The following is a 13,830-nucleotide window of genomic DNA, read 5'->3' as shown; positions in this document are numbered from 1 at the left end:
ATCTCCACTCATTACTTTAGTTATCATTATTACTAAACAAGAACTGACCTATTAGGTCTTCTAGTACTAATGCTGATTTGGTGTCCTCTATGTAGTCACCATTTGCCAAGTTTTCAATACCATCGATTGCAAATCCGGGCTGGAACCCCACATACTGTTCGCCCAATAAACCTGAAGTCAAAATTGACACAGAGCTTGTTTCTGGAAATCCATTGAATTCTGACGAAATACTCATTTCGACAACTGGCGTAAAATCACTAGTACTTAAGGTTATACTATCCACTCGACCTATTGTTACACCACCAACCTTTACCGCAGACCTTACTTTTAAACCACCAATGTTGTCGAACTTCGCGTAAAGGGTATACGTATCAGTAGTGCTAGACATACTATCATTAGCCACCTTTAACGCTAACATCAGCCCAGCAGCTATGGTCAACACCACAAATATACCGACCAATAACTCTGATTTTCTGGATTTCATTCCTAATTCCTCTACTCAATACCGAACATTAATGCTGTTAAAATAAAATCTAAGGCCAACACCGTTAGAGATGAATATACCACTGTTTCGGTGGTTGCCTTACTTATGCCTTCTGAAGTGGGTATAGAATCATACCCTTTAAATGTCGCAATCCATGTAATCACAAAAGCAAAAACCAAACTTTTAATTACACCATTTAACACATCTTTATCCCATTCCACTGTAGCTTGCATGATGGACCAGTAGCTTCCAGCATCAACTCCTAGCCAATCCACTCCAACTAAATGTCCGCCTAAAATACCTACAGCACTAAATAACAGAGCTAACATTGGCATTGAGATAATCCCAGCCCACATTCTAGGAGAGATAACACGACGCAAAGGGTCAACCGCCATCATTTCTAAACTGCTCAATTGCTCGGTGGCTTTCATTAGTCCTATTTCAGCAGTAAGAGCAGAACCCGCTCTACCCGCAAACAGCAAAGCTGTGACCACAGGCCCCAACTCCCTTAGCAAAGATAAAGCAACCATAGGGCCTAAACTGCCTTCTGCTCCATACCCAACTAAAATTGTATAGCCTTGCAATGCCATTACCATGCCAATAAACAGACCAGACACCACGATAATAAGTAGTGATTGCACACCAACCACATGGATTTGCTTAATCAGCAATGGGAACATTTTAAGCGGTTGTGGCTTAGCGATTATCGCCCCAAATAACATAATAGTGGCTCTACCAAACAGGCTAAAGCGCTCGATAGTCGCCGCGCCAATAGATGCTAACCAATTCATACTTTACCACCTAAAAAGCCGACTTCGATTGAGCTGGCAGGATAATGAAAAGGAACAGGACCATCGGCTTGACCTTGCAAAAACTGCTGAACTAACGGCGAGTCACTATTTTTAATTTCCTCAGGAGTACCACTGCCTATCACTTTTTTCTCAGCTAAGATGTAGATATAGTCTGCAATTGTTAACACTTCTGTGACGTCATGGGTTACTACCACGCTTGTTAATTGAAGCGCATCATTTAGCGCTTTAATGAGTTTAACTAATACCCCCATAGATATAGGGTCTTGGCCTGCAAAAGGTTCATCATACATTATCAATTCAGGATCTAAAGCAATCGCCCTAGCCAAAGCCGCTCTTCGAGCCATACCACCTGATAACTCAGCAGGCATCAAGTGCGCAGCGCCACGCAGTCCAACGGCCTGAAGCTTTAACATCACCACAGTATTTATTAATTCTTCAGATAAATTAGTGTGCTCTCTTAGAGGAAAAGCAATATTTTCAAAAACAGACATATCTGTAAAAAGAGCACCACTTTGAAACAACATGCTCATTTCGCGGCGAACTTCGAACAGTCGGCCTCTACCCATATTGGGAATAGACTCTCCTTTGAACCTTATATCGCCTTTATCGGGAGTAAGCTGGCCTCCCATCAAACGTAGCATAGTGGTTTTACCAATTCCGCTGGGACCCATTATCGCGGTGGTTTTTCCCTTTTTTATGCGCATAGAAATATTGTCGTATATGATCCGACCGCTACGGCTAAAGGTTAGGTTATCTATTTCAATCAAATTTTCCATTGATATGGCAATGTTCCAATTTTAAGTAGGTGTTTAAATGTTTTTACTAGACTGTGGTATATTGTATTAGGTTTCTCAATCGAATAACAAAGAGAAAAAGTAACAAGGTATATTCAATTTCATCAGCAAGGTAACAAAACACCTTCAAATACACCTTTTGCACCTAACCCCAAGTTTAAGGTTGGAACATTCTGTTCGTTACATTACTAGACCTCCCCCTTAAAAGAAAAGTTGCAAAATATTTATGTTTAACTCCATATGCAAAGCAATCTCTTTTTGCGACAATTGAAGATTATAGTGTTTGAACTGTTTTACTAATAGAAGTGAGCTTTTGTGATTTTTGAAGCGGGATATTTTTTAGTTTGGTTGATTGTATTAAGTTGGTCAGCCGATAGGTTTGTTTACGGCGCTTCAGCTTTAGCAAAAAACATTGGCGTTTCGCCCATGATAATCGGCTTAACTATTGTAGCAATGGGCTCCTCTGCTCCAGAAATTATGGTTGCCGCAACAGCATCATTTAACGGAGTGACAGACACAGCCGTTGGTAATGCGCTCGGTTCTAATATAACAAATATAGCCTTAGTACTTGGGTTTACTGCATTGTTAAAGCCTTTATCGATTGCCTCTAGCACCCTGAAAAAAGAAATGCCTATTTTACTGCTTGTATCTATATTGGCTGTGTATTTCTTATCTGACGTCATACTTACCCGCTTTGAAGGCATTATCCTTATTGTGTTGTTCTTCATCACTATCGGTGGGTTAACCTGGATGTCCTTGAATATGGACAAAGGCGATCCTCTGGAGCCAGAAACAGAAAACGAAATCCCTTCCGATGTTAGCACCGGCAAAGCTATTTTTTGGGTAATAGTTGGAATGATAGTGTTACCTCTGAGCGCCCATTATATGGTTGGCTCTGCAGAAATAATTGCTCGATACTTTGGTTTAAGTGAATTAGTTATAGGTTTAACCATTATTGCTATAGGCACTAGCCTACCTGAATTAGCAGCTTGTATCGCTGGTGTTCTCAAAAATGAAGACGACTTAGCTTTAGGGAATATAATTGGATCTAATATTTTCAATATTTTAGCCGTTCTTGCTATGCCAGGCCTAATAAACCCAGGAGAAATTGACATCAATGCAGCAAGTAGAGATGGCTTTGTTATGCTTGGGCTCACCTTATTGTTAATTATATTTAGCTTTAATTTTAGAGGCTCGAGGCGCATTAACCGAGTAGAAGGTTTATGTTTCTTGGCCTGCTTTGCTGGCTATCAATTTTTGTTATTTAGTTAGATATCCCTATGACAAAATTTAAACAATCTGCACTTCAAGTGTTAGAAATAGAAAAACAAGCGATTGAACAGTTAACTCAGTATATTGATGACGACTTTACCAAAGCCTGTGAACTCATCATGGCATGTAAAGGTAAGGTGGTGGTGTCTGGTATGGGTAAATCAGGGCACATAGGCCATAAAATATCTGCCACCCTTGCAAGTACCGGTACGCCAGCCTTTTTTATGCATCCAGCGGAAGCCAATCACGGTGACCTTGGAATGCTCACAGAACAAGACATACTGCTCACAATCTCCAACTCAGGAGAAACCGCAGAGCTATTGGCATTAGTACCAGTTGTAAAGCGCCTAGGTGTTACTATTATTGCAATGACATCTAATGTTAATAGTGCTTTAGGGAAATATGCTGACGTTAAACTTTGCGTAAAAGTTGAAAAAGAAGCCTGTTCTCTTGGGCTAGCTCCAACATCCAGCACCACCGCCACATTAGTCATGGGCGACGCCCTTGCAGTAGCCCTATTAGATGCGAGAGGTTTTACATCTGAGGACTTCGCTATGTCTCATCCTGGCGGCTCTTTGGGTAAACGACTATTGTTAAAGCTTGACGATATCATGGTAAAACATGAAGCTTTGCCTTTGGTTTCACCAGATCAAACCTTAAGCACAGCCCTGGTAGAAATATCTAAAAAAGCCCTTGGTATGACGGGTGTTGTAGATGCATCTGGAAAGCTACTGGGCATTTTCACTGATGGTGACCTAAGGCGAGTATTAGACAATAAAATAGACGTACATAAGGTTGCCATTAAAGACATTATGACAAAAAACAGCATCACTGCCTCTTCGGAAATGTTGGCTGCAGAAGTATTGAAATTAATGCAAAAACACAAGATTAATTCATTATTTGTCACAAACAAAGAAGGCATACCTGTGGGCGCAATAAATATGCAACTACTACTTCAAGCTGGAATAATTTAACCATGACAATCGAAACACCCTACGGAAAAGTAGAAAAACAACTATTTGAAAAGCTCTCAGAAATTAAATTATTAGCCTGTGATGTAGATGGAGTATTTTCAGATGGTCGTATATACATGGGCCAAAACGGCGAAGAATTAAAAGCTTTCCATACCCGAGATGGCTACGGGGTCAAAGCTCTCTTGAACATAGGAATTCATGTGGTTGTGATTACTGGCCGCAAATCTAAAATGGTTGAAACCAGAATGACAGCCTTAGGTGTAAAACATATATTGCAAGGCTGTGAAGATAAACAACCTGCACTTGAAGCCTTACAATTAGAGTTAGGCATAAAAGCCGAACAAACCGCTGCCATTGGTGACGATATGCCAGATATGGGGATGTTCAATGCAGCAAGCCTAAATATCTGTGTCAATGACGGTCACCCATTAGTGGCAAGCACTGCAGATTATGTTACACAAACGAAAGGTGGATTTGGCGCTGTTCGAGAAGTGTGTGATTTAATCCTGCTAACTAAAGGGCAACTTACCAATATTCATGGCGCTAGCGTATGAGCCGCCTAACGATTTGTATATTGGTTTTGTTTAGCCTTGCCTTAGGACTGAGTTTACCTGCTTGGCTAGAACAGGAAAAAATAGAAAACTTACCCGAAACTGAAGAAGCTTGGATACCAAACTATCAAGCCAATAAAATGAAGAGCACTTTGTACGACAAGTTTGGGCAGATTAACCATCAGGTATATGCTGAAAAAATGGAGAATTATGACTTACTAGGCTTCACACTTTTCAAGGAACCAAGTTATTTGTTATATGCTCAAACGTTACATTCTTGGCAAGTAGACGCAAAAGAAGGGACGCTATACGAAGATCAAAGGTTACAATTTGAAACAGACGTAAAAGTGACGAGCTTAAGTGAAGAAGGCTATGTACAAACTATTCGCACTAACTTTATCGAAGTAAACTTAACAGATAAGACCATGTATTCTGATCAGGCTGTAGAGATTATTGGCCCGAACTATGTCATTAATAGCAATGGTTTTACCGCAAACTTAGAAACCCAAAAATACGAGTTACTTAACCATGTCAAAACCGTATATCAACCTACTGCGTCACGCTAGCTTACTGGCTGCGTTGCTATTTTCAGCGCAGAGTGTAGCCGGCAAAGATGACTTTAATCAAAAGATTGAATTGTCTTCTTTATATCAGCAAGCAGACGGGATCGCTAAAAAAGCATTCCATGAAGGGAATGTTGTGATAAAACAAGGCTCGTTAGAGCTTAAAGCTGATGAATTAGAGATTGATGCAAGTGCTGGAGACGGCAAAGAAATATTCATTGCCACGGGCAATCCAGCAGAGTACTCCCAACAACAAGAAGACGGCAGTATTGTCACCGCAAAAGCGAACAGAATTGAATATAAGCGTGAGTCACGTGCACTGTCTTTGTCAGGTGGAGCGCAGATTGAACAAAATGCAAGTAGCGTGAAAGGTGAATCTATTGTGTTTAATATGGAACTTGAACAAATTATTGCTCAAGGTGACGAACAAGGCAGCGTGCCAGTCATTACAACTTTTCAGCCCGTCTCCAAAGAAAAGTCAAACGCAAAAAAACAACAGGATAAACAACCTTAATGGCCTTATTAAAAGCTAGCCATTTAGCAAAATCATACAAGTCTCGACAAGTAGTACGGGACGTTAGCCTAGAGGTTTCAACCGGGCAAATAGTTGGTTTACTTGGGCCAAATGGTGCGGGAAAAACTACCACTTTTTATATGATTGTAGGTTTAGTACCTTTAGATAAAGGTGACATTTATATTGATCAACAAGAATTAACCTTACAGCCCATGCATGTGCGTGCTAGGCAAGGTATAGGTTATCTTCCACAGGAAGCATCAATATTTAGAAAGCTCACTGTATACCAAAACCTAATGGCAATATTGCAGACTAGAAAAGAATTGTCTAAAGAACAAAGGGAACAACAAGCAGACGCGCTACTAGATGAATTCAATATCAATCATATTCGTAATAGTCTAGGAATGAGCTTATCAGGTGGCGAAAGACGCCGAGTAGAAATAGCAAGAGCACTAGCAGCAGATCCTGATTTTATACTTTTAGATGAACCTTTTGCAGGGGTTGATCCTATATCAGTTAACGATATTAAAGTCATAATTCAACATTTACGAGACCGTGGTTTAGGTGTTTTAATAACAGACCACAATGTACGGGAAACCTTGGATGTATGCGAAAAAGCTTACATTGTTAGTCACGGTGAATTAATTGCGTCGGGTACGGCGGAAGATGTTTTAAGTGATCAACGTGTAAGAGATGTATACCTAGGTGAACAATTCAGGCTATAGTTAGCACATACGTTAACTCGGCTGATAAACACATTACATTAAATATAAGAAGTGAATGAAACCCTCTTTACAGTTAAAATTTAGCCAACAGCTCACAATGACACCTCAGTTGCAGCAAGCTATCAAGCTGTTGCAGTTGTCTACTTTGGATTTGCAAACTGAAATTCAAGAAGCCCTTGATTCAAATCCATTACTTGAAGTTGAAGAGCAACACGACAATGCCAGTGGCGATAAAGCACTTGAAACCAACCACTCTGCTGACTCAGCAGAGAAATTAAGCGAGCAACAAGAAGTCAACGTTGACAGCGTAGAAGCTGGCGATGCTCTGCAAAATAATGATATCCCTGAAGATTTACCTTTAGACAGCACTTGGGACGAATACCTAAGTGCATCATCTGCCCCAGCTCCAACATCATCCTCATCGAGTTCAGGCTCAGCCAGTGATGATGAACCTGTGTTTCAAGGGGAAACCACAGACAATATTCAAGACCACCTGCTGTGGCAAATGCGCCTCACTCACTTCAGTGAAACAGATGTCGCCATAGCAATGGCCATCATTGACTCTATTGACGAAGCTGGTTATTTAACGATAAGTACAGAAGAAGTGCTAGCCAGCATGGACGATGAAGAAATAGAGTTGGATGAAGTTGAAGTCGTGTTAAAGCGTATTCAGATGTTTGATCCAATTGGCTCAGGTGCGAGAAGCGCACAAGAGTGTTTACTTATTCAACTAAACCAATTTTCTCCTGATACACCTTGGTTAGAAGAAGCCAAGATGTTGATCACCGACTATTGTGATCTCATTGGTAGTAAAGATTATCGAACCTTAATGCGCAAAACCCGCATGAAAGAAGACGAATTACGTGAAGCAATGCGCTTACTACAAACTCTCAACCCAAGACCAGGAACAGCCATAGTTACTGGTGAATCTGAATACGTAATTCCAGATGTATCGGTTGCCAAAAAGAACGGCCGATGGACAGTAGAGCTCAACCCAGACAGCTTACCAAAACTTAATGTAAATCAGCAATATGCGGCCATGAGCAAGAGTGTAAAAAGCTCAACTGACAGTCAGTTTATTCGCTCGCATCTCCAAGAAGCTAAATGGTTTATAAAAAGTGTTGAAAGTCGTAACGACACCCTACTTAAAGTCTCTAATTGCATAGTTCAGCAGCAAATGGGGTTTTTCGAGCATGGTCCAGAAATGATGAAACCTATGGTGTTAAATGATGTTGCCGAAATGGTCGACATGCATGAATCCACCATTTCACGAGTTACTACTCAAAAGTATATGCACACACCACGTGGTATCTTTGAGCTTAAATATTTCTTCTCAAGCCACGTTGCCACAGAAACAGGTGGCGAATGTTCTTCTACGGCTATACGCGCTTTAATTAAGAAGCTAGTCGCAGCAGAAATGCCCAGTAAACCACTAAGTGATAGTAAAATTGCTCAATTGTTGGCCGACCAAGGCATAATGGTCGCGCGGCGGACAATAGCAAAATATCGGGAGTCCTTAATGATACCCCCGTCAAATCAACGTAAGAGCCTACTATAGGCGCATTAAAGAAGGAAAAGGCGATATGCAAATTAACCTTACCGGTCATCATGTAGATATTACAGATTCTTTGAAGAACTACGTCGACACCAAATTCACTAAGTTGGAACGGCATTTCGATCATATCAATAACGTACACGTCATTTTAAATGTAGAAAAGCTAACCCAAAAAGCAGAGGCAACTTTGCACCTCAGTGGTACTGAAGTATTCGCAACATCAGAACATTCTGATATGTATGCTGCGATAGATGGATTAATAGATAAGCTCGATAGACAGGTGTTAAAGTACAAGGAAAAGCTACAACGCCACTAACTTAAATTCCTTACAACAATTAGAATATGCCAATGGAAATTAAAGATATCCTTCACCCTGACTGCACCTTGTGTGCAGTTCAGGGAGCAAGTAAAAAAAGAATCCTGGAACATATCAGTGATATTGCTAGTCAACACTTACTAGAAATAGATCAAGCCACCATTTTATCTTGCCTTATGTGCCGAGAAAAAATGGGTAGCACAGGGATTGGCAATGGCATAGCTTTACCCCATGGGCGCCTTGAAAATCTAGAAGAGGTGATTGCAATAGTTGTTACCAGCGAAACGCCTATCAACTATGAAGCTATAGACAATGCTCCTGTTGATGTTTTTTTTGCAATATTAGTTCCCACAGATAAAGCTTCAGAACACCTTGGTACTTTATCGGCAATTGCCGAAAAACTAACAAATAAAGAAACGCTGAAAATGATGCGTGCCGCCACTACAGACGAAGAACTATTCAAGGCTGTAGTCGAATGAAACTTATCATTACTAGTGGTCGCTCTGGCTCTGGCAAGTCTGTAGTACTAAGATCTCTAGAAGACCTTGGGTATTATTGCGTCGATAATATCCCAGTTAATCTGCTCCCCACATTAATTCACACGGTAGTAGATGAATACCAACAAGTAGCTGTTAGCATTGATGTTCGAAACCTCCCTAAAGATCCAAATGAACTAGTAGAAATTCTTAACTATCTACCGGAATCTTGGGATGTGACCATTCTTTACCTTGATGCCAGCGACGATATTCTAATAAAACGCTTCAGCGAAACAAGACGATTACACCCATTATCAAAACAAAATAAATCCTTATCCGCTGCAATTCAGGCAGAAAGCCAACTGCTTGCCCCTATCGCTGAGCGAGCTGATTTATATTTAGATACAGACCAATTATCGATACATCAGTTAGCAGAACTAGTGCGAGAAAGGATTTTAGGCAAAAAGAGTTCAAGGTTAGTATTGGTATTTGAATCTTTTGGATTTAAATATGGAACACCAAAAGATGCCGACTATATGTTTGACGGGCGATTTTTACCCAATCCCCATTGGGAGCCAGATCTAAAACATCTCACAGGTTTAGATGCCCCAGTACAAATTTTTCTAGGCTCACAGCCAATCGTGACTAAGTTTATTTGGCAAATTCAAAATCTAATATCCACTTGGCTCCCCCACTTAGAAAGAAACAACCGTAGCTATGTCACCATTGCCATTGGCTGTACAGGTGGACAACATCGCTCAGTTTACGTGGCAGAAACCCTTGCGAAAGCATTTACAGACTCACATCCTGATGTACAAATACGGCATCGCGAACTAAATCGCTAAGCCTTACAAAGAAGAACGCTATGGCCACATTCGAGAAAACATTACTGATTGTCAACAAGCTTGGACTTCACGCTAGAGCTGCCACGCAACTGGTTCAGTTAACCAATAAGTTTGATGCTGAGATCACTTTGCATCTTGGCGAAAAAACCGCTTCAGCTAACAGTGTGCTTGGTTTAATGATGCTAGAAGGCAATCAAGGCAAAGAGATTAGATTTGTGAGTGAAGGACCAGACGCCAAAGAGGCGTTAGATGCAGTGGAAATATTAGTGGCAACTCGCTTCAATGAAGATGAGTAAACGAGTATTTATCTGTTAAAAAAGAGCTAGCTGCCTCCGCATCCCAATTCAACTTTTACCCCAGCAAATTTAAAAAGTATCTCCCCGAACTAGCAGACATTCAAAAACCTGATTGCCACTCTTACTAAAGCGACTAATTTGACGCTTAGTGATAGGATAAGCCCATAAGAAGACATGTATCTAAAAGGTAAATTTTGTGGACCTAAGTGATAACCTATTAATGGATTGGCTGCCCGCATTAGTCACTTTATGTTTTTTTGGCTTTGTAACTTGGCTAAGTCAAAAGCTCATGCTCATAAGGCAACAGCATAAAGGCAATGAAAACACCTTTTCTCGCCAAGTAGTAACGCTATTGCTATTACTTGTGGGCTTAATCAGTGTGGTGATTTCACTGCCCTTAAAGGAAAATCTTGAGATACAAATCCTTAGCTTGATAGGCTTAGTTTTATCTGGATTATTAGCATTTTCCTCTACGACTATATTCGGGAACTTAGTCGCCGGTACCCTACTTCGCTTTACTCAACCATTTGGCACAGGTGATTTTATTCGCATCAATGGTACTTTTGGCCGTGTCACTGAGCTGGGTTTATTCGATTGTGAGGTGCAAACAGAGTCACGAGAGTTGGTGTCTATCCCAAACAGTATATTGATCACTAATGCGGTCACTGTAGTACGCCGCTCCGGTACCATTATTTCTGTTGAGTTATCCTTAGGCTACGACTTACATCATAGTCGTATCGAGGAATTATTGTTAAAAGCAGCCGAGCAAAGTGGCCTTGAGGACGGCTTTGTCCATGTAACCAAGCTAGGAGATTTTTCTGTTAGCTACAAAATCAGTGGTTTGCTCGTTGAAGTTAAAAACCTGCTAACTGCACGTTCCAATCTACATAAGTATGTATTGGACTGCTTGCATGATAACGATATTGAAATTATGTCTCCTAATTTCATTAGCCAACATGCAGGTCCTGATGCTAAACGCATGATTGCTCACTCTCCTGCATTTAAAAAGGTGAAAGATGAGTCTATTGCTGAAGACTTGATTTTCGATAAAGCAGAGCAAGCTCAACAAATAGAAAATGACAGGCTCGATATGTTGCAAAGAATCGAGCAGCTAAAAGAGAGCCTTAAGCATGCAGAGAAAGATAAGCAGCAACTTATTGACGCTGAAATAGAACAGCTAAAAATTAAAGTAAGCGAATTAAAAGAGGTTGCCGAGGACCCAGACAATAAATAAAACTACTTTCTTATTTAAAGAGATAGGAAGTGATTAACTTCCTAGATAAAGCTAGCTTCATCATACTGTATAAAAAGTGCGTAAATATGTACTGACCAAAGGCCGTGCATCCATTACACTATTTGTCGTTATGAGCCCTTGTAACACTGTTTCTTTTTAACCCTCAATATTGGATACATATACGTTAACTATGCCAGACACCTTTGAATCCAAAAGCATTCGTAGCCAACGTCATGCTATAAACGAAGCATTACAGCTTGGCCAAAACGACCTCGCCACAGAGTTGTTACAAAGCCTACAACCCTGTGATATTGCTCTTTTATTGGAATCAAGCCCAAGCCGCAACCGAATAGATATTTGGCAGCTTATCTCCCCTAGTTTATATAGTGATGTGCTAGAGGAGTTATCCGAAGACGTTCGTAATGGCATATTAGATACCATGCAGCCAGATATGGTATCCGATTTGTTAGAGGAGATGGATACGGATGACCTAGTAGACACCCTACGAGGCCTTCCTGAGGCTGTCTCACAAGACATTTTAGCAGCTATGGATGAACAGGATAGGCAAAGAGCTGAACTCGGCCTGTCATATGGTGAAGACACAGCTGGCTTTATCATGAACACAGACGCCATCACACTGCGTCCCAAAATTAATGTTGATGTGGTTTTAAGATATCTACGTTTAAAAGGTGATATTCCCGAGCACACAGATACCCTTTACGTGGTCGATAGTGAGGACAAGCTCATGGGTGGCGTTGCCCTCACAAAATTAATTACCGCTGCTCCCGACACTCCAGTAGAAACGCTAATTAAAGACTCAGAAGCAATTCCTGTTGATATGGATGACGGTGAAGTTGCCAATCTCTTTGAGCGCTATGACTGGTTATCTGCCCCAGTGGTAGATAAAAACAATCAATTAGTAGGCCGAATCACCATAGATGATGTTGTAGATATCATTCGAGAAGACGCTGAACACTCCATGATGAGCATGGCAGGGCTAGAAGATGAAGAAGATACCTTTGCGCCTGTAATAAAAAGTACCCAACGCCGTTCTATTTGGCTGGGAGTAAATTTATTTACTGCCTTAATGGCTGCAGCAGTTAGCGATATGTTTGAGGCAACCTTAAGCCAATTAGCGGTACTTGCTATTTTAAATACAATAGTACCTAGTATGGGTGGTGTTGCTGGTAATCAAACTCTCACCCTAGTGATAAGGGGTATGGCCCTAGGGCATGTAAGTTCTGCCAATGCTAGGTGGTTAATCAGTAAAGAATTAGCCATTGGCTTTTTGAACGGCATTATTTGGGCTGTACTTATTGCTTCGGTCATCGCTATTTGGAAACAAGACTTCATGTTAGGTGCTGTCATAGCATTTGCAATGATGATCAATATGGTAGCTGCAGGATTAGCAGGGGTTACCTTACCCATGCTCATGAAAAAATTAAAAATAGATCCTGCCTTAGCGGGCAGTGTAATACTCACAACTATCACAGATGTAGTAGGAATTTTCGCTTTTTTAGGAACGGCTACATGGTTATTAATGTAGGAACGAATGAGCAACATAAAAACTATCCCACTAACGCTAATAGCGCTATTTGCATTTGCGGCAAACTCAGTGTTTTGCCGCTTGGCGCTAAACTCTGAACATGTACCTCCATTAGATTTTACTGTAATTCGGCTAATGTCAGCAGCCTTTGTGTTAGCCATCATTATATTATTTCAAAATAAAATTAAGCTATCTGGGTTAACTCATCATGGCAGTTATTCCGGTGCTTTTTACCTCTTTATCTATGCTGCAGGATTCTCATATGCCTATGTATCTTTAGGTACGGCGACAGGCGCACTGATACTTTTTGCATGCGTACAATTTACTATGTTGTTTAGAGCTTGGTTACTCGGTTCTCGTATGGGTGTTCAGGAATATATAGGAATATTTTTATCTGTTGCTGGCTTTGTTTACTTTGTGTTACCGGAATTAGAAAAACCCAGTGTGGTAGGCTGTGTGTTAATGGCCATAGCCGGTGTAGCGTGGGGCTTCTATAGCATAATTGGCTCAAAATCAAAGCAGCCACTTTATGATACAGCCAGTAATTTTTTGCGCTTAGTGCCAATAAGCTTACTTGGATTAGCATTTATTTTAGTGGATACAGGGCTGACAATCACTCCTATGGGTTGGGTTTATACAGTAGCGTCTGGGGCTTTAGCATCTGGCGTAGGATATGCTATCTGGTACTTAGTACTGCCTAACTTAGCGCCAAGTATTGCTGCTGTATGTCAATTATCTGTGCCTATTTGGGCAGCAGCCGGAGGCATCTTACTGGTTAATGAACCACTAGATACTCACTTAGCCATATCGGCAGCAGTGATACTTGGCGGTATTTTGTTAGTCATATTGGCAAAAACTAAAAGCAAATAAAAC

The 13,830-nt window shown here is 40.8% G+C and carries 17 protein-coding genes; 14 read left to right on the top strand and 3 right to left on the bottom strand.

Annotated elements, in window-relative coordinates:
- Positions 1-16: 16 nt before the first annotated feature.
- From mlaD to ACMUMK_RS12905, 3 genes are read right to left on the bottom strand one after another with little or no spacing between them, the layout of a single operon-like run.
- Positions 17-484: an outer membrane lipid asymmetry maintenance protein MlaD gene (mlaD, locus tag ACMUMK_RS12915; RefSeq protein WP_414701559.1), complete on the bottom strand. Its 468-nt coding sequence runs from the start codon at positions 482-484 to the stop codon at positions 17-19.
- Positions 485-495: 11 nt separating this feature from the next.
- Positions 496-1,275 carry a lipid asymmetry maintenance ABC transporter permease subunit MlaE gene (gene mlaE / locus ACMUMK_RS12910; protein WP_414701558.1) on the bottom strand — a complete coding sequence of 260 codons (780 nt, stop codon included), beginning with the start codon at positions 1,273-1,275 and terminating at the stop codon, positions 496-498.
- A complete protein-coding gene (locus ACMUMK_RS12905; protein WP_414701557.1) occupies positions 1,272-2,072 on the bottom strand; it encodes an ATP-binding cassette domain-containing protein in 801 nt (266 codons plus the stop codon). The genes mlaE and ACMUMK_RS12905 overlap by 4 nt, the downstream gene beginning before the upstream one ends.
- 333 nt (positions 2,073-2,405) lie before the next feature.
- Between ACMUMK_RS12905 and ACMUMK_RS12900 the strand changes: the two genes are divergently transcribed.
- The 14 genes from ACMUMK_RS12900 (at position 2,406) to ACMUMK_RS12835 (ending at position 13,827) form a co-directional block, all read left to right on the top strand.
- Positions 2,406-3,362, top strand: a complete 957-nt coding sequence (locus tag ACMUMK_RS12900) for a calcium/sodium antiporter (RefSeq protein WP_414701556.1) — start codon at positions 2,406-2,408, stop codon at positions 3,360-3,362.
- 8 nt (positions 3,363-3,370) lie between these two features.
- Positions 3,371-4,336 carry a KpsF/GutQ family sugar-phosphate isomerase gene (locus tag ACMUMK_RS12895; RefSeq protein WP_414701555.1) on the top strand — a complete coding sequence of 322 codons (966 nt, stop codon included), beginning with the start codon at positions 3,371-3,373 and terminating at the stop codon, positions 4,334-4,336.
- A 2-nt stretch (positions 4,337-4,338) separates the two neighbouring features.
- Positions 4,339-4,890, top strand: a complete 552-nt coding sequence (gene kdsC, locus ACMUMK_RS12890; protein ID WP_414701554.1) for a 3-deoxy-manno-octulosonate-8-phosphatase KdsC — start codon at positions 4,339-4,341, stop codon at positions 4,888-4,890.
- Positions 4,887-5,453: an LPS export ABC transporter periplasmic protein LptC gene (lptC, locus tag ACMUMK_RS12885; protein ID WP_414701553.1), complete on the top strand. Its 567-nt coding sequence runs from the start codon at positions 4,887-4,889 to the stop codon at positions 5,451-5,453. The genes kdsC and lptC overlap by 4 nt, the downstream gene beginning before the upstream one ends.
- Complete coding sequence (lptA, locus tag ACMUMK_RS12880; RefSeq protein WP_414701552.1) at positions 5,416-5,964, top strand: lipopolysaccharide transport periplasmic protein LptA; 549 nt, start codon at positions 5,416-5,418, stop codon at positions 5,962-5,964. Before lptC ends, lptA begins: the two co-directional genes overlap by 38 nt.
- Positions 5,964-6,689: an LPS export ABC transporter ATP-binding protein gene (lptB, locus tag ACMUMK_RS12875; RefSeq protein ID WP_414701551.1), complete on the top strand. Its 726-nt coding sequence runs from the start codon at positions 5,964-5,966 to the stop codon at positions 6,687-6,689. The genes lptA and lptB overlap by 1 nt, the downstream gene beginning before the upstream one ends.
- A gap of 55 nt (positions 6,690-6,744) precedes the next feature.
- On the top strand, positions 6,745-8,247 hold the full coding sequence (locus tag ACMUMK_RS12870) for an RNA polymerase factor sigma-54 (protein ID WP_414701550.1): 1,503 nt from the start codon (positions 6,745-6,747) through the stop codon (positions 8,245-8,247).
- A gap of 25 nt (positions 8,248-8,272) precedes the next feature.
- Entirely contained in the window at positions 8,273-8,560 is a 288-nt protein-coding gene (hpf, locus tag ACMUMK_RS12865; protein ID WP_414701549.1) for a ribosome hibernation promoting factor, read from the top strand.
- A 32-nt stretch (positions 8,561-8,592) separates the two neighbouring features.
- Positions 8,593-9,039: a PTS IIA-like nitrogen regulatory protein PtsN gene (ptsN, locus tag ACMUMK_RS12860; protein ID WP_414701548.1), complete on the top strand. Its 447-nt coding sequence runs from the start codon at positions 8,593-8,595 to the stop codon at positions 9,037-9,039.
- The gene (rapZ, locus tag ACMUMK_RS12855) at positions 9,036-9,881 is read left to right on the top strand and encodes an RNase adapter RapZ (RefSeq protein WP_414701547.1); all 846 of its coding nucleotides are present in this window, start codon (positions 9,036-9,038) and stop codon (positions 9,879-9,881) included. Before ptsN ends, rapZ begins: the two co-directional genes overlap by 4 nt.
- Before the next feature lie 20 nt (positions 9,882-9,901).
- Positions 9,902-10,177 carry an HPr family phosphocarrier protein gene (locus ACMUMK_RS12850; RefSeq protein ID WP_414701546.1) on the top strand — a complete coding sequence of 92 codons (276 nt, stop codon included), beginning with the start codon at positions 9,902-9,904 and terminating at the stop codon, positions 10,175-10,177.
- Positions 10,178-10,373: 196 nt separating this feature from the next.
- Positions 10,374-11,411: a mechanosensitive ion channel domain-containing protein gene (locus ACMUMK_RS12845; protein ID WP_414701545.1), complete on the top strand. Its 1,038-nt coding sequence runs from the start codon at positions 10,374-10,376 to the stop codon at positions 11,409-11,411.
- Between the two features lie 190 nt (positions 11,412-11,601).
- Positions 11,602-12,957, top strand: a complete 1,356-nt coding sequence (gene mgtE, locus ACMUMK_RS12840) for a magnesium transporter (RefSeq protein WP_414701544.1) — start codon at positions 11,602-11,604, stop codon at positions 12,955-12,957.
- Between the two features lie 6 nt (positions 12,958-12,963).
- The gene (locus ACMUMK_RS12835; RefSeq protein ID WP_414701543.1) at positions 12,964-13,827 is read left to right on the top strand and encodes a DMT family transporter; all 864 of its coding nucleotides are present in this window, start codon (positions 12,964-12,966) and stop codon (positions 13,825-13,827) included.
- The last annotated feature ends 3 nt before the right edge of the window (positions 13,828-13,830 follow it).

The organism is Paraglaciecola sp. 2405UD69-4 (assembly GCF_047525415.1).
Lineage (GTDB): Bacteria > Pseudomonadota > Gammaproteobacteria > Enterobacterales > Alteromonadaceae > Paraglaciecola.
This window is presented reverse-complemented; position numbering and strand designations above follow the sequence as displayed.